Raw genomic sequence first — 24,582 nt, 5'->3', positions numbered from 1 at the left:
AAGTACTTGACTCAATCAAAGAGTTAGACTTATTGACTTTATATCTGTTCAATTGTAGACTATATTCAGAAGCTATTTATGTATGAGGTGAGAGAAATGTTTCAATCGGTGCTTACAATTGGTGCAATATTAGTAGTTGCAGTAGTTGCAGTTAGTCTGATACTACTAAAAGCGACATCAAAGGAAAGCTATACAGGTTACTTCCCAGGTATCTTAATAGGGCTAGCTGGGTTGGTTTTTCTTATGTTAGCTTCCGTAATCGGAAAAGTAGAAATCATGGGCGCTGGTTTAGGGGGATGGGGCATTGCATCATTATTTGCTGCAGCGATTGGCCTCATTATTACAGCGTTAACTGACACGTATGCAAATGTAAAAGCGTAACAAAAAAGAGCGATATTTTTTCGCTCTTTTTTGTTTATACAAAGAAAAGTATGTTCTTAGGGTTTAGTGTGTAGCTTTCACCGTAAAGCAAGGTTATCTATACTTCTTTTTGGGCCAAATAAGTGTAGCCATTACGTTGTTCAACTTTGTGCTCCTTCATTAGCCTGCCGAGTGCCCGTTTAAAAGCTGCCTTACTAATGTGAAAAGTAGCTCGTATATCTTCTGGGTCACTTTTGTCATCAAATGGAATAGAGCCATTATTTGCTTGAAGATGGTCTAAAATTTGTTTTGCATCTTCCTCCATGCTTTCTTTTTTCTTTGGACGAAGGGAGATATTTAACGTTCCATCGGTCTTTACTTCAATTACCCTTCCTGTAACAAGCTGTCCTAATCGAGGTTCTTGCTTGCGTTCGGTGTAATGAATAAAACCTCGGTAATGTTCAGGTGTAATTATTGCTGAACCTTCTTTGCTAGTGAAATACACTGTACCAGAGATAGGAGTATTCCATAATTCTTCTGGAGCAGATTCTATGTCTTGTAAAATTACGGATTCTGTAGCAGGAAAAGCAAGTAACCTTCCTTTTTTATCTCGTCCCAACGTTACATATAAGCAATCATCAATTTGTGGCCATACGTTTTCGTATAGAGGGAGGTCATCTTTAGAAACAAGTATTTCTTTTGTTGTTCCAATATCCACGAATACGCCAAGATTAGGTATTACTTCTTTGACAGTCGTCCATCCATAGCTATCCATTTGTATGTGAGGAAGTTGTGTTGAAGCTACAACCTTCCCTTTTTTATCTGTATATAAAAATACTTCTATTTCTTCCCCAGGCGTTAAATCCTTGTTTGTTTCTTGATGATGTAATAAAACCTCATTCTGCTTGTAGCTTAATACATAACCAGTATCAATCATTCTTTCAACTAGCAAGTTCTGAATAGTTCCAGTTAAATGATGCATCATTTTAACTCCTTTTTTCCACTATAATATAAATTTGTAGGGTTTTATCGTATTAGCTTCGCCGTAAAGATTTGCCATAAGGCAAGTTATTGTGATATGTATTGGAAAAGGGGTACCCATCTTAGAGTACCCCTTATATTACAAAGTAACACATAAGTCTTATAATAACTCGATAGGAATCGAGTGAGAAATTCATCATTAGTTTCAGTACGTTTGAATAGTCATCAGATGTTACGTACGAAGGTAACTATCCAACTAAAAGATGCGATAGTTGAAGCAATGTGCTCATGGAAGCCAATTCTAAACAACTATTACGTCACTCATTTAAAATATGATACATGCTAATTTCATCTATAACCGCGGTAATCTTTCCACTGGATGTTCTCTAACTTAAGCAACGTAAGCCCTACCTGCTCTTACGTCCTTGCGACCCCGAAGTCGCGCCAGTGTGAATAAGCATGGTCAAAAACATAGTAGAATGCCAATGCTTATATGCCACTTCATTACAATTAAAAAATATTATCATAGTAATGTTGTTTTGTCAATGATGACTCTAAGAAAAATGATTTTTTATATGATCCAGAAGAGGAAAAGTAGCTTCATATTAGGTATACTATAATTTAGACATTTTGTAGCTTGTTTTTATACAAACAGCATCTTCGTGTAGTGAAAGAGGAAAACTTGTATAAGTAACCCATTGTTGTGGGGAAATTAGGATTAATACTTAAAAGCCATCATAAAAAGGAGCATGATTAATGGATATGCAATTACAACACAAAACCGTGTTAGTTACTGCTGGAAGTAAAGGGTTAGGAAATGCAATTGCTACAGAGTTTGCAAAAGAAGGAGCAACTGTGTTTATTAGTAGCCGAAATGAAGAAAACTTAAAGAAGGCTGTAAAAGAAATAAAAGAAGCTACGGCTAATCCAAACGTGGAATACTACGTATGCAATATGAAAGATGCGGATGCAATTAAGCAAATGATTCTCTCTATTGTAGAAAGAGAAGGGAAGATAGATGTTCTCATTAATAATGCTGGAGGTCCGCCAGCAGGAAGTTTTCTCGACATGGATGATGAAAGCTGGTATCATGCATTTGAATTAAATTTACTTAGTTTTGTAAGAACAATTCGTGAAGTAGTTCCGCATATGAAACAGCATGGAGGCGGGAAGATTGTCAATATTGCTTCCTCTTCAATTAAGCAAGCACTAGATAATCTAGTTTTATCCAATACAATGCGACCAGGTATAGTTGGTCTTTCCAAAACGTTAGCTCAAGAACTAAGTGAAGACAATATATTAATTAATACGGTGGGTCCAGGTTCTGTGAAAACAGATCGGGTGCTTGATTTAAATAAGAAAAAGGCAGAGAAGTTGGAAATATCGCCAGAAGATATCATGGCTAAAGCTGAACAAAATATTCCCATGAAGCGCTATGGTAAGCCAGAGGAATTTGCTAAAGCAATTGTATTTTTAGCTTCCGGAGCAAATACGTATATTACAGGTCAAGCTTTAATCGTAGATGGTGGTCTTGTAAAAGCATTGTAGATAAAATAAATGACGTCTCTACACGCAAACTAGACTGTTTGAACTGCGAAAGGAAAGCTGAATTAAAATTTACGAAGTCAATCAGGTCATTGTTATCCAAGTGAAAAAGTACATGTATGGATCCCATTTACAAGTACACCTAAGTTTGGATTTACAAAGACAAGCTACAGTGTGACGGCTTAGTTTTATCAACCTCAGAGGTAATTGGCAATGTGAACACATAGGTAGACTTCTATAGGTGGCGGTGAGACCCAACAATGCGTTAGAACGAACTGGGTCACCCGCCACTCGTGTAAAAGTGACATATATTTTCCGTAACGGATGAATCCATTAATTATCATAACGACAGTGTTTAAATAAATCATCTGCTTTTGACAATCATCTTAAAGTTAATGAACTAAATTTGTTATGCCAAGTGTAATGAGTAATAGCGGGGGGAGAAAGGTGAGTCGTTGCATATGCCTATTTTTCGTTAGTATTCTGCCTGCTGTTAAACCTAGGTATAAGAAAGCGCCACTCATGCAAGCAATTAACAAAGCGGTTACAATAGGGGCATATCCTAGCATAGATGCACCGATCCCCGCGCCGAATGCATCTAGAGCTAAAGCGAAGCCAAGCAATATCGCTTCACTTGGTGAAATGATACCAGAACGATCCAAGTCAGCTTTATCAGGTGTAGATAAAACAGTTGTTAAGATATTTTGTTTCCGCTTCTGGTTTTGATTCGACGTGCCCGATTTTGAACGTAAACAGTTAATAAAGGCAAAGCAACCTAATACAATTAAGATACTTCCTCCGAGCATACTGGCAATGTCTGGTGTAAGGACAGTAAGAAACATACTACCAATAGTCATAGATACAAATACGATAACTCCAGAACATACCATAATAATGAAAAGAGCATTAAAAGGAACACGAATGTTACGCATACCATAAACAACTCCTGCACTAAAGCTGTCTAAACTTACCGCAATTACTAATAGAATTAACCCTGTATAAAATAGCATAGCATCAATTCCTTTGCATTGTTCTAAAAATATTGTATGTACGATGTTATTTGTTGTGCGTATCCAACTTCTGCATGCCTCGTGATAAATCATATGCTTTATATTCACTGCATATTTTGCTTACGCTACAAGTGAGTATAAAAATTTTAGGATTTATAGGTTAAGCAAAAATTAGGCTTTCTTCATAAAAATTTGGAGATAAATCAAGTTTTTCTAAGACGAATAACTTTTCTCCTCACTAGCTGTGCAAGTACACATTTTTTCGAAGCCTATGCCTTTAAGGGTCGGAGTGTCAAAGAAACTAGCTTTTATGTTATGATGAAAAATAGGTAACGTTAGAGAGGATTTTAAATATGAGTAAAATAGTAGTATTAGCAGAAAAGCCTTCTGTAGGACGGGACATTGCCCGTGTATTGCAATGCAATAAAAAAGGGAATGGTTTTATGGAAGGTTCAAAATATATCGTCACATGGGCGCTAGGGCATCTTGTGACGTTAGCAGATCCGGAGGCTTATGAAGCAAAATATAAAACATGGAAATTAGAAGACCTTCCGATGCTGCCGAAAGAATTAAAATTGACGGTAATTAAAAAAACAGGGAAACAATTTCAAACTGTAAAAACACAACTTCATCGAAAAGATGTTCATGAAATTGTTATTGCTACAGATGCTGGAAGAGAAGGAGAGTTAGTAGCTCGCTGGGTGTTGGAAAAAGCAAATGTGAAAAAACCTGTTAAGCGTCTATGGATTTCTTCTGTAACGGATAAGGCAATTAAAGATGGATTTAAACAGTTAAAACCGGGGAAACAATTCGAAAATCTATATGCTTCAGCCGTCGCAAGATCTGAAGCGGATTGGTATGTTGGTCTTAACGCTACAAGAGCTTTAACGACAAAATTTAATGCCCAACTATCCACTGGTCGTGTGCAAACACCAACCTTAGCGATGGTAGCCTCAAGAGAAAAGGAAATAAAAACGTTTCAACCGAAAACATACTATGGAATAGAAGCAAAAACGAATAAAGGGTTTTCGCTTCTTTGGCAAGATGAAAAAAATAATAAACGACTTTTCTCTAAACAAACAGCTGAAAAAATAATTCAGAAAATAACCAATGAAGCGCTACAAATTGTGCATGTTGAGAAAAATTATAAGAAAAAATCTGCACCACAATTGTATGATTTAACAGAATTACAACGTGATGCTAACCGAATGTTCCAATTTTCTGGTAAGCAAACATTGTCTATTATGCAAAAACTATACGAACAGCATAAAGTATTGACCTATCCTAGAACAGATTCACGTGTAATTTCAACAGATATCGTTTCTACATTAAAAGATCGCGTAAAAGCGTGTGGCGTAGATGCTTACGCTCGTCATGCTAACAAGATTTTGCGTAAAGATTTAAAATTACCAAAATCAGTTGTAAATAATGCGAAGGTAACAGATCACCATGCGATTATTCCTACCGAACAATCTGTTATGCTTTCGGATCTTGATGATAAAGAACGAAAAATTTATGATTTAGTTGTAAAGCGGTTTTTGGCAGTTTTATCAGATCCTCATGAATATGAACAAACGACAATTACCGCTGAAGCAAAGGGTGAAAAGTTTGTTGCACGAGGGAAAATGGTTAAGAAACAAGGCTGGAAGGAATTATATCAGCGCAACTTCTCGGATGATATAGAAGAAGATGAACAACAATTACCGACTATAGAAAAGGGACAGCAACTTCACCCTGTTCGTTATACGTTAACACAAGGAGAGACGAAACCACCAGAACGATTCACAGAAGGTACATTATTACAAGCAATGGAGAACCCTGTTCGTTACATGAATACGTATGATACAAAGGTAGCCCATACGTTAAAAGATACGGGTGGGATTGGTACGGTCGCCACACGCGCAGATATTATTGAAAAATTATTTCATAACATGTACATGGAGTTGAAAGGAAAGTATATCTATTTAACTTCAACTGGCAAACAACTGCTTGAATTCGTACCAGAAGATTTACGTTCCCCGGCATTGACAGCCGAATGGGAGCAAAAACTTAGTCAAATTGCAGAAGGAAAAGCGAAGAAAGAGCAGTTTATTTCTGAAATTAAAGGCTACACAAAACAAGTTGTTCGGCAAATTAAATCCAGTCAGGAAAAATTCAAACATGACAATATGACAGGAACAAAATGTCCAGATTGTGGAAAACTCATGCTGGAAATATCCAATAAAAAAGGGAGAATGTTAGTCTGTCAAGATCGCTCATGTGGGCATAGAAAGAATATTGCCAAGCAGACAAATGCTCGTTGCCCTAACTGCCATAAACGTCTGGAACTTCGTGGAGAAGGAGAAGGGCAAATCTTCACTTGTAAATGTGGACATAGAGAAAAATTATCTACGTTCCAGACAAGAAAAGAACGGGAGAAAAAGCATAATGTTTCGAGAAAAGAAGTTAATAAATACTTGAAAAAGCAGGATGATGATGGATTTGCTAATAACGCTTTAGCAGAACAACTGGCAAAACTAAACTTGAAGAAATAAACGAAGTATAAAACCTTGTGATGGCTTGTATCACAAGGTTTTTGGCTCTTCAACACTTAGTTAAACTGCTTTTCTTCTAGTACTTGATGGAATTTATCGAGTATTACCACCTTGCTAGGCCTATTTTCATCTGCCATTTGTTTTGCAACTTCAATGGCATCATCTTTTGTTCCGTATAACTTTTCCGGCGCAACATCCTCAAGTTTTACAAACCACCCTGTTCCATCTACATTCGGTGTTACACTATATGTTTTCAAAATAAAACCTCCTTTTTGATGTATTATCGCCATTTATTTTTTTAGCATATAAAGAAATTCCCCATTTCAACTTGCTCTAAACACTTAAATAAGTGAACGATAAAACCGGGGTTTTCATAGAATTTTCAAAAAAATAAAATCTATGCTAAAATAAATTATTATTACAGTGTTTATATTGGAGGGAATAATGAAAAAATCGAAAATAGCTTATGAAGTCCAAAAGATAGAGAAAGAAGTGGAATTTATACGTAGATATTTCCATCAATATCCGGAGTTAAGCAATGAAGAAAATAAAACTTCAGCTTTTATTCAAGAAAAATTACGGCAGTTTGAAATCCCTTTTGAAACCGGATACGCAACACATGGTGTATTAGGTATTATTCATGGTAAATCATCAGGAAAAACCGCGGCGCTTCGAGCTGATATGGATGCATTACCTATTCAGGAATTAGTCGACCACGCTTACCGTTCAACATACAAAAATAAAATGCATGCTTGCGGGCATGATGCGCATATGGCTATGCTGTTAGGAGTGGGTTATGTGTTGCAACAATTACGTCATGAATTTAATGGAACGGTATTGCTCGTATTTCAGCCTGCTGAAGAAAATGCGCCAGAAGGAGGAGCCCAGCGATTAATGGATGAGGGTATATTCTCTGAATATGTTCCAGATGTCATTTACGGTTAACATGTATGGCCGGATTTGCCTGTTGGACAAATTGGTGTGAGAAATAAAGAAATGATGGGGGCTTCGGATAGATTTGAAATCACCCTTACTGGGGTTGGTGGACATGCCAGCATGCCTCACCAAACCACGGACGTAATGGTGACTTTAGGTCATGTTATCACTAGTTTGCAAACCATTGTTAGTAGAAGTCTAGATCCTTTGGAGGCATCCGTTGTAACGATAAGCAAAATTACTGGAGGCGAGGCAGCGAATATTATCCCTAACCAAGTAAAAGCGGAAGGTTCTATTCGTACCTATGAGCCATCTATACGAGCTCGCCTGAAGGAACGTTTTTTCACCATCACGAAACAGATTGCAGAAGCTTTTGAAGTGAAAGCAGATATTATGTATCAAGGTGGTTATCCTGCTACGATTAATACACCAAAATGGGCCAGTCTAGCAAGGGAAACAGCTAATGGATTAAAACTAGATACACCTGAAATAAATCCGTCTTTAGCTGGTGAAGATTTTAGTCGCTTTTTAGAGAGTTACCCTGGTGCATTTATTTGGTTAGGGGCGCAATTAGACGAAACGAATAAACAAGCTCCCCTCCATGATGCGCGCTTTCAAATAAATGAACGTGCTTTACCTATCGGAACATCCTTTTTAGCGCAGTTAGCGATAGATACGTTGCATGCTTTTGAAAAAGAAACATAAAAATAGATGGCAACAATAATGGTGTGTGCAATTGGAGTGGATTGATCCGTTTCACGTACTAGATTTAAAGTTTTTGTTCAAAGCTGTTTACTTGCAATCATGATCTCATGTATCATTAAATAAGAAGTAAGCTTGGTTTAATGATATAAGGGAGGTTAATATAGATGGCTTTTGTTATTTTAGATCCTTGCCGAGGCGAGAAGTCAGGCGAATGTGTTAGCGTTTGTCCTGTTGATTGTATAGAAGAAGGTCCTGATCAATTTTATATTGATCCAGATGTTTGCATTGATTGTGGCGCTTGTAAAGCAGTATGCCCTGTAGATGCCATTGAAGAAGAATATGATCTAACTGCTGATCAAGAAGTCTTTCTAGAAAAAGCAGAAGAATTTTTTGCGAATAAATGACGAGAAGAAAAAGCAAAAAATTCATTGGTATACTTACCTTTTAAATAAAAAAAATATCTTTTAGATGGTAAAAATACTTGTTTATAAATTGCACCTCCCATCGTTGAACATCAGTTGACAATGGGAGGTGCGTTTTGTTTTTCTATTATTAGAAAGTATTAAATTTCTCATCTTAATAGCGTAAGCAAAACGACGGCTCATCGCCATAAAGACTTGGTGATAGCCAAGTTTTCTAGAGCCTTTTACTGCTGCTTGACATCAATTAATGTAAAACGTTCACATACCAACATCATATCTTCAGAATATGCAAGACCTACATTCTGAAGTTCCTGTTTGAAGAACTTTTCATGCGTATCTTTCCAATATTGATATGTTCTATCCCCTTCTCCCTCTGCGATAGCGAAATCTTCTGGAACTTCATTCATAGGCATTATTTGTACGTCGATCGTTTTAATAATTGCTAATGGCTCCTCATTGCTATTTAAAATAATGCTATAGTCTTGGACAGTAGGAATTGGCTCATTTTCCAATTCATAAAATAGTAGCCCAGAGCAAGTGGCTGTTTTTAGACCATCAATAACCAGTTGAGCCAAATAGTCTGGGTCAGCGCCAAATTGCCAAGCGGTTACAGCTGTTGGTTTTTCTTCACGTCTAGCATTCCAAAAATTATTCCAATAAAATTGCGATTTTTTGTTCATCCCTTTTCCCCCTCAAACGTTTCTGTATAAATTATATTTTTCCATAGCTTAGCACATATTGTGAAGTTTCACGATTGATTTTATTAATTGATTTGTTTGATAAGGCAAACTTAATTGTTGAAAGACGAACAAATGTGTATACACTTATTTGCGCTTTTACGCATGTCCATATGAAGTTTGTATCGTTAAGCTACAAATTTAATGAAAAAAACAATCAAATGCGGAAAAAGTGTTATTATATTTGAAATTAACGTTAACGTTAATGGTAAACTATATTTATCTGATAAGTGGAAAAAGAGGTGAGGTGAAGTTAGTGGATAATAGATATGCCATTCATGAAGTAGCAAAACGCTTTGAGGTTTCTACAAGAACGATTCGTTATTATGAGGAAATGGGCATTCTAAAGCCGAAAAGAACGAATGGTGGGCAGCGAGTATATACAAAAAAAGAACTAACCCAATTGCAGCTTATTTTTCGTGGGAAAAAATTTGGTTTTTCATTGGTAGAAATTAAAGAAATGATCCGTTTGTTTGATCAAGATCCTACTGGCAAACAACAGTTAAAAAAGACAATCGAATATGGGTACTTAAAATTGGGGGAAGTGGCTGTAAGAATAAAAGAACTAGAGGAAGTTAGGAAGGAAATGGAAAGATATATTCTTTCATTTCAAGAAAAGTTAGTAGAATTGGAGGAATAAGGCATTGTTTAGTTCTAAATTGCTCGCCCATTAAACACGGAAGCTCTCAGACCATGAACTATTATTACCCCTACTTCAGTTGATGTTACTAGTATTTGTAAGGAGTACTAAAAAAGTAAACTAGCTAGCTTTAAAACCCCAAAAATATACGAGATTTTGGGATGGCTCCCAAGGAATGCGACTGGAAAGTTAATGAAAAACCAACTTCGTTCATAGAAGTAAAAGGAGGAGATCATGACATGCAAAATTTTTATTTAGAAGATGATCATTTGCAGCTATTAGTCAATCGTTATTTAACACCAGCATTTGCCACTTGGGCAAATACAGAATTAGAGAATTTCGGTGCACGTTGTGCTGGAGAAATTGATGAACGAGCAGCTTATACCGATAAAGCAGGTGAGCCTAAGCTAATCTCCTATGATAAGTTTGGAAATGAGGTTTCAAAGGTCTGGGTGAATGATGGTTATCAAAAAACTGTTCAAGAAGCGTATGGTACAGGTATTGTTGGTTATATTCATAAAGAGATACCTAAATTAGGGCATAGCGGGAATTATTTATATGCCTTTACGCAAGGTTACTTGTTATCGCAGGCCGAAGCAGGATTCTACTGTCCTGTTACTTTAACAAAAGCAACCGCTTATCTACTTAATCGCTATGCATCACCTGAAATTAAACGGCGTTTTCTTCCTCATGTACTTGCAACGGGAGAAGAAAAATTATATGAGGGAGCAACGTTCTTGACGGAACGCCAGGGAGGATCTGATGTCGGAGCGAACGAAGTACAGGCCGAAAACGCAGGTAGCTACTATCAATTATCAGGCGAGAAGTATTTTGCTAGTAATGCTGGCACTTGTGGGGTAGCTATGGTATTGGCGAGAGTAGGTGGTGGTGGTCCTGGAACGAAAGGGTTAAGTTTATTCGCTGTTCCATGGGAAGAGAATAGAGAAAATGGTGGGCTTAGGATACGCAGGTTAAAGAATAAATTAGGTGTTCGTGCCGTTCCATCCGCCGAGGTTGAATTTTATCAAGCAAAAGCGTACTTAGTAGGCGAGTTACACCGAGGGTTCACTTATATGATGGAAGCGCTTAATTTGTCGCGTGTCGCAAATGCTGTTGCATCTGTAGGTATTATGCGTCGTGCATATATAGAAGCTAAAAATTACGCAAAACATAGAAGTGCTTTTGGTAAACAACTTACAGATTACCCTATGATACGCGACACGCTCAGTACCATGGCAGCAAAGCAAGAAGTTTATTTGAGCACCCTGTTTACAATGATTCAATTAATGGATAAGGTAATGGGTGATGATGGTCCAACAACGTCTACAGAACAAATTTTATTCCGTCTTTATGTTGCCATTATGAAGAAGGAAACGGCTGAGCAAGCGATTCACTTTGCTCATGAAGCAATTGAAATGCATGGAGGAAATGGATATATAGAGGATTTTGTTACACCTCGTTTGCTACGAGATGCCCAGGTGTTGACAGTTTGGGAAGGAACGGCAAACACCCTTGGTTTAGAAGTAATTCGATTAATAGACAAATTTCAAGTAGATGAATTGTTCATTATGACGATGATAGAGCGTTTAGAAAGGGTAAAAGGTATATGTCAGATAGAAAAAGAAATTGTTCATTTTGTAGAAAATGGAATAGCGGAACTCCAAACCTATTTAGAACAGTGGAAAGAATTAGATGGTGAGTTACAAACGTTTTATAGCAAACATCTTGCTGATCGGATGACAAAGATATTAACAAGCATTGTAGCAATGGAAGAAGCCGTGAAAGGTAATGCTAGAGAAGTTGCTGTTTCGGAAGTTTATCTTCATAAAATGTGGAACCATAATGAAATAAGTGCTGATCCTATCCCACTAAAGCATTATGAAGGAATTGTCGAGAGTAACAAGTAAAAATAATAAATAATTGTTAGAAGCTATGGAGGAATTCAGCAACAAAGTCATGAATCCATTTTGTTTTCTAATTATTAGTGGGGGTGCAAGAAAGCCCCCACGGATAAAAATTTCACTTTATCATATTAAATCTATCGCTTAATTGATTGACTGATCTTCTACCTTTTTAGCTAATTTACTGGCAATCCAACGCTTCGCTGTTTCGTCATCTACGTCGTATACTTTTCCTGCACGTAGTAAGTCTCCGTGGTAGGCAGTTTGAACGTTCATTTTCACCTTCATTAATTTATAACTCCTTTTTATCCTTAAATGTATATCCATTATATCATGAATATAAAAGGAAAAAGTAAATGAGGCGCAAATTAGCAGTGATGCAGGGTGGGGAGTAATAAGGAAGAGAAATGTGCTGGAAGTGTTCGCGAAGAAGTGATTAAAAGTATCATTTCATGAAAAATATTAACATTCATTCAAGTAGTCCTTCTATCCATTTATTTTCATCTTTATATATTTTGAACATGAAATACATAAGAATGGTGAGTGCGAATAAAGGACTATTTTCTTCCACAGTGTCCTCATACTGAAAGGTTGTTTTCAAGCTAAGGGATGCAACTTTAATCTTGGCAACTTTATTATGATTAAACTTTATTTTTAAATCGCCAGCCCAACTTTCCTCGATTAGAATTTGATGATTTTCTACCTCCCCCATAACACAAAAATAAAGTATGTTACTCCCTAATTTATCTTTGAAATGATACTTTTTAGAATTAGTTTGTAGCTGATACTCGGTTAATACGAGGCGTTTCCAACCATTTTTCTTTATTCCAAGAACATAATATTTTTCCTCATCATAGCTTGTATAGGTAAAAACACGATCTTTTTCAAGTGTATTAGCAGCTGTTTTGCGAATGTATCCGACCTCTTCTTGATCAATGGTAAAAGGCATGATTTTTTTGCTGAAAAATAAATAGGAGCTTGTAAATAGTAGGTTTTCATTTGTGTTCCCCCTTATTTATAAATATACGAATTAGCATAGTTAAGGTTTCGAATTATTATATGGCTTTAAAGAAATTACGTAAAGTTTACATGTAATTAATACTAGCCAAATAATTGTTTTGTAGAATAGGGGGAGAGTGCTCAGCGAAATCAAAACTTTATACATAACAATCGTTACAAAGGAAAGAGAAGTGGTTTTTTCGGTGAAAAGCACTTGAAGATTACATCTATTAGGAGGGAACAGGCTTGAAAAAAGCAAAATACGTAGGACTATCTTTATTACTTTCAATTGGATTTCTCTCTGCTTGTGGGGATGATGCGGATAATGCACAAGCAAAAAAAGGTGAAGAAAAATTAGACGAGCTCTCTGTGCAATTTGTTCCTTCACAAAATGCAGATACACTAGAGGCGAAAGCAAAGCCTTTGGAAGAATTACTTAGTGAAGAATTAGATATTCCTGTTGAAGTAAGTGTATCTACGGATTATAACACGATCATAGAAGCTATGGATTCAGAACAAGTAGATGTTGGATTTTTACCACCAACCGCCTATGTACTTGCACAAGAAAAAGGTTCAGGCGATGTCATGTTGCAAGCGCAGCGTTATGGTGTAAATGATGATGGTTCCCCAACAGAAGAATTAGTGGATTCATATAAATCTATCTTTATTGTCAATAAAGATTCTGATATTGAGTCTGTTGAAGATTTAAAAGGAAAGAAAATTGGTTATCAAAATGTAACATCTTCAGCAGGCTTCGTTTGGCCAGCAGCTACATTACTAGAGGCTGGTATTCATCCTTTGAACGACGTTGAGCCAGTAACATTAAAAGGGCATGACCAAGCGGTAATTTCTTTGTTAAATGGTGACATAGACGCAGCTGTAACGTTTCAAGATGCTCGTAATGTCGTTGCTAGTGACTATGAAGATGTTTTTGAAGAAACACGAATTATTGAATTTACGGAACCAATTCCGAATGATACCGTAGCGATTCGTCCTGAAATTAATGATGAAATGAAGAAAGCTATTACGGATGCTTTTATTGCTATCGGAAAAGACGAGGAAGGTCAGCAAATCATTCGTGATATTTATTCTCATGAAGGATACGTAGAATCACAAGATAGCAATTTTGATATTGTGAGAGAATATGAAGAAAAGGTAAGTAAAGAAGTAGAAAAATAATCTTACAGACTGCGTTTCTGTGACTACAATAAATTACAAAGAAGGCTGCTCGCCAATCGCGAACAGCCTCCTTTTACTTCAATAGAAAGTAGGGGAAGCCTTGATAGAATTAAGAAATGTTTCTAAAGTATATTCCAATGGTACAAAAGGATTAGATGATATTGATTTACAAATTAGGGAGGGGGAATTTGTCGTTATAGTAGGGTTATCTGGTGCAGGGAAATCTACGCTCCTCCGTTCCATTAATCGTCTGCATGAAATAAGTGAAGGAGAAATAACAGTTAACGGAAATTCGATTTCTGAAGCAAGAGGAAACGAATTGTATCGAATTCGACGAGACATTGGGATGATCTTTCAAAACTTTAACCTCGTACGTCGATCCAGCGTCATGAGAAATGTTTTATCTGGGCGAGTCGGTTATCATTCGACATTAAAAATGATACTAGGTTTATTCTCTAAGCAAGATAAAGAACTTGCTATGAATGCATTAAAGCGTGTAAATATAGCAGAAAAAGCCTATATTCGTGCGGATCAACTATCTGGGGGACAGCAGCAAAGGGTTTCCATTGCTCGTGCGTTAGCGCAAGAGGCTAAAGTTATTTTAGCGGATGAACCAGTAGCTTCTTTAGATCCAATTACAACGAAGCAAGTAATGGATGACTTGCTGCGAATTAATCAAGAATTAAATATTACAATGGTAGTTAATTTGCATTCTGTTGATCTGGCTAGAAAATATGCTAGTCGAATTATTGGTTTAAATAAAGGGAAAATAGTATTTGATGGAAAAGCTAATGAAGCAACAGAAGAAGTTTTTGCAACTATTTATGGAAACCATGAATTAGTGGCAGAACAGATAGGAGTTGCAAAATGAAAGAATCACAGTTTAACCAGTCGCTAGCAATACCTGTTCCTCCATCTAAGCTAAAGCCTTTTTTTACAACAGTCTTCATAGCAGTGTTACTGCTTTGGGGAGGTTGGCAAATTGAATTTTCATTTACAGAGTTACTTCGTGGATTGCCGAATATGTGGGATCTTATTGTTCAATTGGTGCCGCCGAATTGGGATTATTTTTCGGTTATCACACAGCCGATTTTAGAAACCATTCGTATGGCGGTAGTTGGAACAACGCTTGGTGGTTTAATCGCATTCCCGTTATCAATTTTGGCAGCGCGGAATGTTTTCCGCTCTGCATGGATTACAACATCAGCCAGGTTTGTTTTAAATTTAATTCGTACGATACCTGAGTTGTTATTAGCTGCTTTATTTGTTGCCGTGTTTGGTATTGGACCTATACCAGGTATTTTTGCGCTCATGTTTTTTTCTATTGGTATTATTGCTAAGCTTTTTTATGAATCGATTGAAGCAATAGACCCTGGACCGCTGGAGGCAATGACCGCAGTTGGTGCAAATAAATTAAAATGGATTTTTTATGGTGTCGTTCCGCAAATAATGGCATCATTTATGTCGTTCTTTCTATACACATTCGAAATTAATATCCGTGCGGCAGCAGTGCTTGGTTTGGTGGGAGCTGGGGGTATTGGTCTATATTATGAACAAACACTTGGATTTCTTGACTATGGGAAAACAGCTTCCATTATTATTTATACATTAGTAGTTGTTTTAATTATTGATTATTTGTCAACAAGAATAAGGGAGAAATTAACATGAAGCGAATTCGTTTGATTGCAATTGTTGCCATCGTTTCAGCTATATACATCTGGGCTTTTGCTGGTCTACCGAAATTAGAATGGAAGGATACATCTGTTGAAGTGGTTTCTGCTATTGTTTCTGGTCTGTTTCAACCTGATTGGAGTTATGTGTATGACCCCGATGGAGAGGATTTACTTCGTGGGTTGTTAGATACACTAGCTATTGCTTTGCTAGGAACATTTATTGCTGGTATTCTTTGTATTCCATTTGCTTTTTTAGCTTCAAAAAATGTTATTAAGTCTAAAGCTACTGTTGGAACAAGTAAGTTTATGTTAAGTTTTATTCGTGTGTTCCCTGATATTGTACTTGCCTTATTATTTATTAAAGCAGTAGGACCAGGAGCCTTTGCAGGTGTTCTAGCTTTAGGTATTGGTGCTGTTGGTATGTTAGGAAAGCTAATTTCAGAAAGTATGGATCATGTAGATTTAAGTAGTAAAGAAGCATTAATATCCTCTGGAGCAAATCCAGTAAAGACATTTATTTTTGCCATTGTACCACAAGTATTACCAAACTTTTTCTCGTTCATATTGTATCGCTTTGAAGTAAATGTACGTGCCGCGGCAGTTTTAGGTGTCATTGGCGCTGGAGGAATAGGAACACCGCTTATTTTCGCTTTAAGTGTTAGAGATTGGGAAAGAGTAGGGATAATTTTGTTAGGGATTATTTTGATGGTAACGGTAATTGATATGATTTCAGGAAAATTAAGAGCACGTTTCATTTAAATGTCGTGAACAAAGGCGCAAGCGCCCATTTAGCAATGTAGCAACTGGAACGAAGCGACTGAGATAAAGGAACCACGGTGAGGGACGAACGATGGTGACTTATCGTAGGTCGATTTCGTGAAGTTGCCTAGTTGTTGGCAATGGAACCGGACGTCACTATTACGTTATTTCCTTGTCCTATAGAGCAAATTTTTATACTCCCCTATCTCTCAAAAAAGGTTGCTTTGTGGCTATGTCTTTATTCTGGATATAAGGTGACGTAAGCATTAAACAAGATGTGTACTAGGAGAGTTCTTTGAGGGAGATAATGGCTTTAGAACATATGTAACAATTCGTGGGGAGGATGAAAGCCCCCTCACTGATTGAAGTTTCATTTTATGCAGTTGAACGAAAAATACATAAAAGCATTTCTTTTTATAAGGAGTAAGAAATATTTTTATTAATATGTGGCAACTTGCTCAAATTATCCGTATACTGATTAGAAGTCAGGTTTACAGACAGAAAATTCTCTCTAGGGAGTGTGTTTTCAATGAAGCCAGTTATTGGAGTAACGCCATCTGTAGAAAACGCATCGAATATGCATTTTGTAAGTATTGCTAATATTACAGCAATTGAGGGAGCGGGAGGCACCCCAATAATTCTTCCTTTTGTACCTTCAGAAACGCACATAAGACAAATTGCCAGTTTAATTGACGGGTTATATTTAACAGGGGGCAATAGTATCGACCCTACATTATTTGTTGAAGAACCGCATCCAAAGTTAGGGGAAATTAATCCGATACGTGATCAATACGAAGTTGCATTAATACAAGAAATACAAAAGCACCAAAAACCCATATTAGGAGTTTGTAGAGGGTGTCAGATTTTAAATATTGCCTTAGGCGGCGATATGTACCAAGACATTTATGCACAAATGGAAGGGGAATTGTTACAGCATAAGCAACATGCTCCCGATGGTCATGCTTCCCATTATGTTTACGTGGAAGAGGGATCTGTATTACGAGAAATTGCCGGTATGGAAAAAATAAAAGTGAATAGTAGGCATCATCAGGCTAACCGAAAGCTTGGAGAGGGTATGCAAATTTGTGGTATGGCAAGTGATGGCGTCGTTGAAGCAATAGAAAGTAGAGAAGAGTCTTTCTTATTAGGAGTTCAGTGGCATCCGGAAAACTTAGCGATAGAAGAAGATGCTGTCTCTAAAAATATTTTTCATGCGTTTATAGAAGCTTGCAGGGAAAGAAGCTAAAATCATTCATGCATTTTAGTAAGCTTAATGGCTATTGTAGAAATGGGGCTTAAAAGAAGGAGGGAAGCTCATCTCGATCGAAGTAGCATATATGCAGCTTAACAGATAATTGTTGGTATTTTTAACATGTGAATATCAAACGGAAAAGGTGGGATTTGAACCAATAAGGCGCTTACACACCCTAGCGCATTTCGAGTGCGCCCCCTTCAGCCGCGTATATGAACAATAAATTTTGTAAAAGATATTTTCAATAGTGACAATTTATTTGCATGGAATCTATAAGTGATAGAACGAATAGTATTGACTCATTTGTTAAAATAGCATATTGTATTATGTAAAAATAAATGATTGAGGTATCAACTATGAATCACTTCATGAAGAAAAGTATTGACCACTTTAAAACGGAAAATGAAAACAAGGCACGTCTGTTAATTAAATGCCCAGATCAGCCTGGAATAGTAGCCACTGTTTCTGATTTTTTATATCGAAACGGAGCAAATATTATTACTTCTGATCAATATACATTGAATCCTGACGGCGGTCAGTTTTTTATGCGGATTGAATTTTATTGTCCGCAATTAGGTGAAAAGGCAGAGCAAATTGAGCAGGCATTTCAACCTATTGGCGAACAATTTGCGATGAATTGGCAATTCGTTTATGTTAGTCAATTGAAAAATGTAGCGATTTTTGTCTCTAATGAACCGCATTGTTTAATGGAATTGTTGTGGGAATATCAAAGCGGTGGTCTTATGGCGAATATCGCTCTTGTTATTAGCAATCATGAAACAGCTAGAGAAACAGTTGAGTCGCTGGGAATTCCTTTTTATTACATTCCAGCAAATAAAGATATTCGCAAGCAAGTAGAGGAAAAGCAACTTCAATTGCTAAAAGATTACGAGGTCGATGTTATTGTGCTTGCGCGCTATATGCAAATATTAACAAGTGACTTTGTTAAAAATTATGAGAACAGAATCATTAATATCCATCATTCTTTTTTACCAGCTTTTGTTGGTGCAAAGCCATATGAACGTGCGTATGAACGTGGTGTAAAAATGATTGGAGCGACCTCTCATTATGTAACCAATGATCTGGATGAAGGTCCGATTATTGAGCAAGATATCGGTAGAGTAGATCATAGAGATAATATCGCGAAAATGAAGAAGATTGGCCAAGCAATCGAGAGGGTTGTACTATCGCGAGCTGTCAAATGGCATCTGGAGGATCGAATCATTGTGTATCAAAATAAAACGATCGTGTTTTAGGGAAAGGGAACTTTTCTCCTTTCCCTATAGGGAAACAATAATATAAGAAAAACGTAGCTACCGTCATAAGACTTTAACGATAGCTACGTTTTTCTAATACCCAATTTTGGCGTTATGTAGTTTCCAATGCATATTTTGTTTCGGGTCACCGTTGGACATCAGTGTGCCTTTTATTGTTACTTTATCCCCAGGTTTCAATGCTTTCTTTGGAGTACTTCTTCCAAAATCGGCAAGAAACACTTGGTAGGCCTCATTTTTTTTACTTGATTTAATTTTAGACCATTTTTGCCCGTTGTATTTGGCTCCTCCCCAGACGTATACCTTTTTTCCTTTGGCTTCCATTACGTAACCTTTCCAAGTTACCTTTTTTCCAGATAAATGCTTATCCCATGTTTTCTTTTGTGTACTACGGCTTAATTTTTTGTATTCTTTCGTAAAAGTAGGGAAATTTTGTACTGCTTTTATCGTTTTTTTCTGTTGAGAAGAAAGCGCGTTCGTTTTCTTTTTGCGTTTATCATCGTCGTATTCGTCGTCATCTTCTTCGTCATCGTAATCGTAATCATCATCAATTACCCGTTTATCTTTATCCGGGGTTTCAGCTTTGCTTTGTTCTTGGTTTGCATACTTTTCTTTCAACTCGTCAGGCATCATAAAGGATGCTATGCTAAATAAAACGATGGAAACGAGTGTTATCAAGCCGCCTCTGTATTTTTTCTTTTTAATAGCACCTACGATTAGTAGGATAATGCCAGCAATGATCCCCAATGATGCGATTGTACCTAATATTGTACTGATTATAGCCATATGAATTCCTCCTCCACGTAATAGTATCATAAAAAAGGAAGCGGTTGTATAAATTTGTTAGCTAATATGAACAGCCAAAAATGCTTTTTTCCATTGGCTTAGAGAAGATTCTGCCTTGTACATATTGAATTAGGAAGGGAGGAAGTGCGTAATGAAAAAAGACGGAGAGGGTAAGGAAACTCCTGAAAGAAAAAGGGAAAGAATGAGACAAGAGGAATTAAAGAATTCTTCAAGTAGTATTCATGGAAGTGTTTTGTCGGATTTAGTAGGTGCTTTAGGTTGGAAAGGTAGTTTACTATTCGTTATTGCGATAGTAATAGGTTTATTCATCACGTCTGTTTATATTCTGAATATACATCTTTAGGAAGCGTGTATTCTAAGCCAATTAAAAAAACGTGACAATTGCAAGATTATTTGTTAAAATATTTTTTAAATAAAGAATAATTCGTATTTTAATAATTAAATTTAATTAACTGCCAAATCTAATTGACTCTCTTTTTTCGGTTGAGCAAACCCTAGATTAAAACCAGTTATATTGATGGATTTTTTCTGTCTGTATAACTGGTTTTTATTATTTTTAACTATAGGAAAATGTGAGTTTTTTGGTTTATAGGATAGGAAAAACAAAGGCTTTCTAAAGCATTGGAGGAGAAATATGAGAAAATTAAGAGTTGCTGTTGATGTGGGTGGGACGTTTACAGATGTGTTTGTATTCGATGAAGTTAATAAGAAGATTTCTGTAGAGAAAACATCATCTACTCCTGCAAATCCTGATATTGGTGTCATACAAGGGCTGAAAAAGGTTAATATACCTTTTGAAGAGATCAAGGTTTTTTCGCATGGTACGACTGCAGGGACTAATGCTTTAATAGAACGGAAACTTCCTAATACGGCACTAATTACTACGAAAGGATTTCGTGATGCAATAGAAATACGTAGAGGTACAAAATTGGATTTATGGGATGCGTATAACGATGTTGCCCAGCCATATATCAAAAGAAGAGATCGTTTTGAAATTACAGAAAGAACGGATTACGCTGGTGATATCCTTGTTAATGTAAATGAGCAGGAAGTAAAAGCATTAGCACATAAGCTGAAAAAAAGGGGGGTAGAAGCCATTGCTGTTTGTTTTTTAAATGCTTATATCAATGGGGGAAATGAACGTGTAACAAAGGAAATATTACAAGAGCAACTACCAGATGTTTTCATTACTATTTCTAGTGATATTCTTCCAGAAATTTTTGAACATGAGCGGATGAGTACAACAGTAATTAATGCTGTTCTTGGTCCAAAAATAACCAATTATATGAAGACATTGGAAAGTAAATTAGGTGAAAAGGGGTATAAAGGTGAAATTTTAATTATGCATTCTGGAGGTGGTGTGATTACTTCGGAAAATGTACCAAAATACGCGGGACGACTTGCAAGTTCGGGTATTGCTGCTGGAGCAATTGCAAGTAAACATATTGCAAGTTTATGCGGGTATAAGAATGCCATTGGATTAGATATGGGCGGAACAAGTACGGATATTTCTTTAGTTTATGATGGAAATTTGAAAATGACAAAAGAATGGTATATCGAATATGGGTATCCAATAGGATTTCCAAGTATTGAACTGATGACAATTGGTGCAGGGGGAGGGAGTTTAGCTTGGATTGATGCAGGTGGTTCTCTGAGAAATGGTCCAGAGAGTGCTGGTTCATTTCCTGGCCCTGCGAGTTATGGAAAAGGTGGAACACAGCCTACAAACACCGATGCGAATTTGGTATTAGGTCGGCTCAGCAACTCCCTATTAAATGGCGAGATGCAGTTAAAAAAAGAACAAGCTGTTCAATCGCTGCAACCAATATGTGAAACGTTTGGCTATACTTCTCTGGAAGCCGCAGACGCGATATTAAATGTAGCTAATGCTAACATGAGTGATGCGCTTCGTCTTATTTCGGTTAGAAAGGGCTATGACCCAAGAGACTTCGTATTAGTTGCTTTTGGTGGAGCAGGAGGATTGCATAGCGCTTATCTAGCAAAAGAACTGCATATTCCTCATGTTATTATACCCACCTATCCTGGTGTTGCAGCTGCATACGGCTGTTTACTTGTTGATTACCGCCACGATATAACCCAAACTTATGTAGCCAATATGGAAGATGTGGATCAAGAAGATTTAAATAAGGCATTTGCTAAATTAGAGCAAAAGGGAATAGAGTTATTAAAAAAGGAAAAGGTCTCCGTACAAAACATGCAATTGATTCGGCATTTGGAAATGCGTTACTCCGGTCAATGGAGGTCGCTAGCTGTCACTGTCAATCGTCCAATCGTTTCTTTAAGTAGTGCTTTAGACAAGTTTCACCAAGAACATGAGCGGGCATTCGCCTTCTCGAATCCAGATCAAAAGGTAGAAATTTATGGATTACGTGTTGAGGCTATTGGGACGGTACCTAAACCAGAACTAGCAAAAGAGGAGCCTTCAGGGAATTTAGAAAATGCTTTAAAGGAATATCGTCATGTTTATTTTAAGGAAGAAGATGGTTTAGTTCGTACACCAATATATAAACGGTCACTTCTCCCAGTAGATAGCTTTATACATGGACCTGCAATTGTCGAACAGCTAGATACGACAATTATTATTCCGCCACAGTTTACCGCTACCGTTGATGAGTATAAAAATATAATTATTCATGTGAATATAGGGGGAGCGTGATGGAAGTGATGAAAAACAATTCTTTAGATCCAGTAACATTTGAAGTGTTAAAGAATAGTTTTATTAATTTAGTTGATCAGATGTCGGAACAGATAATACGAACGTGTTATTCGTTTGTTATATATAATCGAGATTTTAGTTCTGCATTATGTGACGCTAATGGGAATATTGTAATGCAAGGTACGCAGGATATCGCTGTTCATGTAGGCACTTTACATTTAACTGCAAAAGCAATTATTGAAGATTTTCAAGAGGATATTCACCCCGGGGACGTATTTCTCATTAATGATCCTTATCGTGGGGGGACTCATTTTAGTGATGTTAGGGTGATAAGACCGGTTTTCTACCGGAAAACACTGATTGCATTTATCCAGTCAAATGGTCACTGGGCTGATGTTGGTGGAGGTATGCCTGGATCTTTTGATGTTAGCTCTAAGGCTCATTTTGGAGAAGGTGTTCGCATACCTCCAACTCGAATTTGGAGTAAGGGTAACTATTTGAAAGATGTAGCTAATCTTATTGTGAGCAATATGCGGGTGCCAGAAGAACGGTTTGGAGATTTACGTTCTCAGGTAGAAGCAACAAAAGTAGCGGAAAAAGAGCTTCTCAGATTAATAGATAAATATACAATAGATAAAGTATTATTAGCATTTGCTGAAGTTCAAAACTATGTAGAACGATTAACCAGAGAGAAATTAAAGCAGCTTCCAAACGGAACATGGGAAACAATAGATTATATTGATATGGATCCAGATTTTGGAGACGGAATGATTCCTATTAAAGTAAAATTATCTATTAAAGATGATCAAATTGTTTATGATTTGGATGGGACACATTCCACTATTGGTTGTTTTTTGAATGCAACTTTTGGTTCCTCACTTTCGGGTCTATATGCTGGGACGAAAACGTTTTTTCCTGATATACCATTAAACTCTGGCTTCTATCGCGTTATAGAAGCAAGTTTACCAAAAGGTTCCGTTGTTCATGCAGATTGGCCAGTGGCTGTATCTGGTTTTTGTTCAGGACCATTTGAGAAAATTATGAATGCTTGCTTTGAGTTGTGGTCACATATTATGCCGGAAAAAGCGCTAGCATGTTCTTTTAATTTAGAGTATTTATTAATTGGAGGATGGGATCAAAGAGAAGGATATAATCAATTTTTTATGTGGTATGACTGGATGGTCGGTGGCCACGGTGGTCGTATAAGTAAAGATGGGGCGAATGCTATGTCACCAGTCTTTGGAGCGGGGTTGAGTGTGCAACCTTGTGAAGGTCAAGAGCGTTTAACCCCTGTGATTACATCTTATCATAAAATTATGACTGATTCTGGAGGACCCGGTGAATATCGCGGAGGGTGTGGAGTTGAGAAAGGGGGAACACTAACGGCGATTCAAGATGCTGTTATGTCTGTATGTTGTGACCGTTCAAGATCAGTTACATGGGGGATCTTTGGCGGTTTGCCGTCAAACCCGCACGGAAATTGGTTAAATCCTCAAACAGATAAAGAAGAATTTTTAGGTGCTTTTTTTTCTAATGTTTCATTAAAAGAAGGGGATAGATTTACAAGACCATCAGCTGGAGGAGGCGGACTTGGCGACCCACTAAAACGTAATCCACAATCGGTATTAGAAGATGTTAAAGATGGCTACGTTTCTATTGCTCGTGCAGAAAAAGATTATGGCGTGGTTATCAAGGCAATTGATCCTGATGTTGATCATTATGAAATTTTACAAGAAGAAACCAGCAGTATGCGCAATTATATAAGAGAAAATAGAAAGGTGTGGCTAACAGAAGACCCACAAAATGTAATTATAAAGTATAGAGATGGGATAATAGGGAAATTAGACTTAATTCGTCAATATGGCGTAATTATTGATTTTTCAACAAACACTGTTTTGGAAAAAACAACGCAACAGTTTCGAGAGATGCTTCACAAGCGCTCAGTAGCTTATTGGGAATAGAGAAATCATCTGTGGTGGGATTTTTATAAGTATTATCTATATCAGCTAAGTTAGGAAAAAATGAGACATAGCAAATTACAAAGGCTAATATGCTATGTCTTGTTTGCGGAAAATATGCTTTATGCACATTTTTTTAATCAGTCTTAACTTAAAATGTTTAATTATTACAGTAATCTAATAAATCCAATATCACCAAAATTAGTATAGATTTAGTCGGCAGATTGGTCGGC

General features: G+C 36.9%; 22 protein-coding genes and 1 pseudogene. 16 read left to right on the top strand and 7 right to left on the bottom strand.

Annotated features, from left to right (window positions below):
- Positions 1–96 precede the first annotated feature (96 nt).
- Positions 97–381 (top strand): hypothetical protein, encoded by a 285-nt coding sequence (locus D9780_RS11770; RefSeq protein ID WP_073012880.1) that lies wholly within the window; start codon positions 97–99, stop codon positions 379–381.
- A 97-nt stretch (positions 382–478) separates the two neighbouring features.
- Here D9780_RS11770 and D9780_RS11765 read toward each other — a convergent pair whose 3' ends face one another.
- Positions 479–1,342, bottom strand: a complete 864-nt coding sequence (locus tag D9780_RS11765) for a CvfB family protein (RefSeq protein ID WP_121640206.1) — start codon at positions 1,340–1,342, stop codon at positions 479–481.
- Between the two features lie 755 nt (positions 1,343–2,097).
- On the opposite strand from D9780_RS11765, the gene D9780_RS11760 reads away from it, so the two are divergent.
- Positions 2,098–2,889: an SDR family oxidoreductase gene (locus D9780_RS11760; RefSeq protein WP_121640205.1), complete on the top strand. Its 792-nt coding sequence runs from the start codon at positions 2,098–2,100 to the stop codon at positions 2,887–2,889.
- A gap of 389 nt (positions 2,890–3,278) precedes the next feature.
- Here D9780_RS11760 and ytaF read toward each other — a convergent pair whose 3' ends face one another.
- Positions 3,279–3,896, bottom strand: a complete 618-nt coding sequence (gene ytaF, locus D9780_RS11755; protein WP_073007779.1) for a sporulation membrane protein YtaF — start codon at positions 3,894–3,896, stop codon at positions 3,279–3,281.
- 353 nt (positions 3,897–4,249) lie between these two features.
- Here ytaF and D9780_RS11750 point away from each other — a divergent pair, with 353 nt between their 5' ends.
- Complete coding sequence (locus D9780_RS11750) at positions 4,250–6,430, top strand: DNA topoisomerase III (RefSeq protein WP_121640204.1); 2,181 nt, start codon at positions 4,250–4,252, stop codon at positions 6,428–6,430.
- 56 nt (positions 6,431–6,486) lie between these two features.
- Here the strand turns inward: D9780_RS11750 and D9780_RS11745 are convergent, their stop codons facing one another.
- The gene (locus D9780_RS11745; RefSeq protein ID WP_162985855.1) at positions 6,487–6,720 is read right to left on the bottom strand and encodes a DUF2188 domain-containing protein; all 234 of its coding nucleotides are present in this window, start codon (positions 6,718–6,720) and stop codon (positions 6,487–6,489) included.
- A gap of 154 nt (positions 6,721–6,874) precedes the next feature.
- Between D9780_RS11745 and D9780_RS11740 the strand changes: the two are divergent.
- Both D9780_RS11740 and D9780_RS11735 read left to right on the top strand, forming a co-directional pair.
- Positions 6,875–8,071: pseudogene (locus D9780_RS11740) on the top strand (M20 family metallopeptidase).
- Positions 8,072–8,235: 164 nt separating this feature from the next.
- Positions 8,236–8,475 carry a ferredoxin family protein gene (locus D9780_RS11735; RefSeq protein ID WP_073007769.1) on the top strand — a complete coding sequence of 80 codons (240 nt, stop codon included), beginning with the start codon at positions 8,236–8,238 and terminating at the stop codon, positions 8,473–8,475.
- A 242-nt stretch (positions 8,476–8,717) separates the two neighbouring features.
- Here the strand turns inward: D9780_RS11735 and D9780_RS11730 are convergent, their stop codons facing one another.
- Complete coding sequence (locus D9780_RS11730) at positions 8,718–9,173, bottom strand: ASCH domain-containing protein (RefSeq protein WP_121640202.1); 456 nt, start codon at positions 9,171–9,173, stop codon at positions 8,718–8,720.
- Between the two features lie 241 nt (positions 9,174–9,414).
- Here D9780_RS11730 and D9780_RS11725 point away from each other — a divergent pair, with 241 nt between their 5' ends.
- Positions 9,415–9,870 carry a MerR family transcriptional regulator gene (locus tag D9780_RS11725; protein ID WP_371413656.1) on the top strand — a complete coding sequence of 152 codons (456 nt, stop codon included), beginning with the start codon at positions 9,415–9,417 and terminating at the stop codon, positions 9,868–9,870.
- A gap of 239 nt (positions 9,871–10,109) precedes the next feature.
- Positions 10,110–11,777: an acyl-CoA dehydrogenase family protein gene (locus tag D9780_RS11720; protein WP_121640201.1), complete on the top strand. Its 1,668-nt coding sequence runs from the start codon at positions 10,110–10,112 to the stop codon at positions 11,775–11,777.
- Between the two features lie 138 nt (positions 11,778–11,915).
- On the opposite strand, the gene D9780_RS21120 is transcribed toward D9780_RS11720, so the two are convergent.
- Together D9780_RS21120 and D9780_RS11715 are read right to left on the bottom strand one after the other, a co-directional pair.
- Positions 11,916–12,059 (bottom strand): hypothetical protein, encoded by a 144-nt coding sequence (locus D9780_RS21120; protein WP_162985854.1) that lies wholly within the window; start codon positions 12,057–12,059, stop codon positions 11,916–11,918.
- Positions 12,060–12,240: 181 nt separating this feature from the next.
- On the bottom strand, positions 12,241–12,720 hold the full coding sequence (locus D9780_RS11715) for a tubby C-terminal domain-like protein (RefSeq protein ID WP_121640200.1): 480 nt from the start codon (positions 12,718–12,720) through the stop codon (positions 12,241–12,243).
- Positions 12,721–13,016: 296 nt separating this feature from the next.
- Here D9780_RS11715 and D9780_RS11710 point away from each other — a divergent pair, with 296 nt between their 5' ends.
- The 6 genes from D9780_RS11710 (at position 13,017) to purU (ending at position 18,889) form a co-directional block, all read left to right on the top strand.
- Entirely contained in the window at positions 13,017–13,949 is a 933-nt protein-coding gene (locus tag D9780_RS11710; RefSeq protein WP_121640199.1) for a phosphate/phosphite/phosphonate ABC transporter substrate-binding protein, read from the top strand.
- Between the two features lie 100 nt (positions 13,950–14,049).
- Positions 14,050–14,820 carry a phosphonate ABC transporter ATP-binding protein gene (gene phnC, locus D9780_RS11705; protein WP_121640198.1) on the top strand — a complete coding sequence of 257 codons (771 nt, stop codon included), beginning with the start codon at positions 14,050–14,052 and terminating at the stop codon, positions 14,818–14,820.
- The gene (gene phnE / locus D9780_RS11700; RefSeq protein WP_121640197.1) at positions 14,817–15,617 is read left to right on the top strand and encodes a phosphonate ABC transporter, permease protein PhnE; all 801 of its coding nucleotides are present in this window, start codon (positions 14,817–14,819) and stop codon (positions 15,615–15,617) included. The genes phnC and phnE (D9780_RS11700) overlap by 4 nt, the downstream gene beginning before the upstream one ends.
- Positions 15,614–16,381, top strand: a complete 768-nt coding sequence (phnE, locus tag D9780_RS11695; protein WP_121640196.1) for a phosphonate ABC transporter, permease protein PhnE — start codon at positions 15,614–15,616, stop codon at positions 16,379–16,381. Before phnE (D9780_RS11700) ends, phnE (D9780_RS11695) begins: the two co-directional genes overlap by 4 nt.
- Before the next feature lie 529 nt (positions 16,382–16,910).
- Positions 16,911–17,627 (top strand): gamma-glutamyl-gamma-aminobutyrate hydrolase family protein, encoded by a 717-nt coding sequence (locus D9780_RS11690; RefSeq protein WP_121640195.1) that lies wholly within the window; start codon positions 16,911–16,913, stop codon positions 17,625–17,627.
- A 362-nt stretch (positions 17,628–17,989) separates the two neighbouring features.
- A complete protein-coding gene (gene purU / locus D9780_RS11685; protein WP_121640194.1) occupies positions 17,990–18,889 on the top strand; it encodes a formyltetrahydrofolate deformylase in 900 nt (299 codons plus the stop codon).
- A 93-nt stretch (positions 18,890–18,982) separates the two neighbouring features.
- Here the strand turns inward: purU and D9780_RS11680 are convergent, their stop codons facing one another.
- On the bottom strand, positions 18,983–19,693 hold the full coding sequence (locus D9780_RS11680) for a hypothetical protein (RefSeq protein WP_121640193.1): 711 nt from the start codon (positions 19,691–19,693) through the stop codon (positions 18,983–18,985).
- A 151-nt stretch (positions 19,694–19,844) separates the two neighbouring features.
- Between D9780_RS11680 and D9780_RS11675 the strand changes: the two genes are divergently transcribed.
- From D9780_RS11675 to D9780_RS11665, 3 genes are all read left to right on the top strand, one after another.
- On the top strand, positions 19,845–20,057 hold the full coding sequence (locus tag D9780_RS11675; protein ID WP_121640192.1) for a DUF6366 family protein: 213 nt from the start codon (positions 19,845–19,847) through the stop codon (positions 20,055–20,057).
- 291 nt (positions 20,058–20,348) lie between these two features.
- Positions 20,349–22,391 (top strand): hydantoinase/oxoprolinase family protein, encoded by a 2,043-nt coding sequence (locus tag D9780_RS11670; protein WP_121640191.1) that lies wholly within the window; start codon positions 20,349–20,351, stop codon positions 22,389–22,391.
- Positions 22,391–24,352, top strand: coding sequence for a hydantoinase B/oxoprolinase family protein (locus D9780_RS11665; RefSeq protein WP_121640190.1), 1,962 nt, complete (start codon positions 22,391–22,393; stop codon positions 24,350–24,352). Before D9780_RS11670 ends, D9780_RS11665 begins: the two co-directional genes overlap by 1 nt.
- Positions 24,353–24,582: the final 230 nt, after the last annotated feature.

Source organism: Virgibacillus sp. Bac330 (assembly GCF_003667845.1).
Classification (GTDB): Bacteria; Bacillota; Bacilli; order Bacillales; family Amphibacillaceae; genus Virgibacillus; species Virgibacillus chiguensis.
This window is presented reverse-complemented; position numbering and strand designations above follow the sequence as displayed.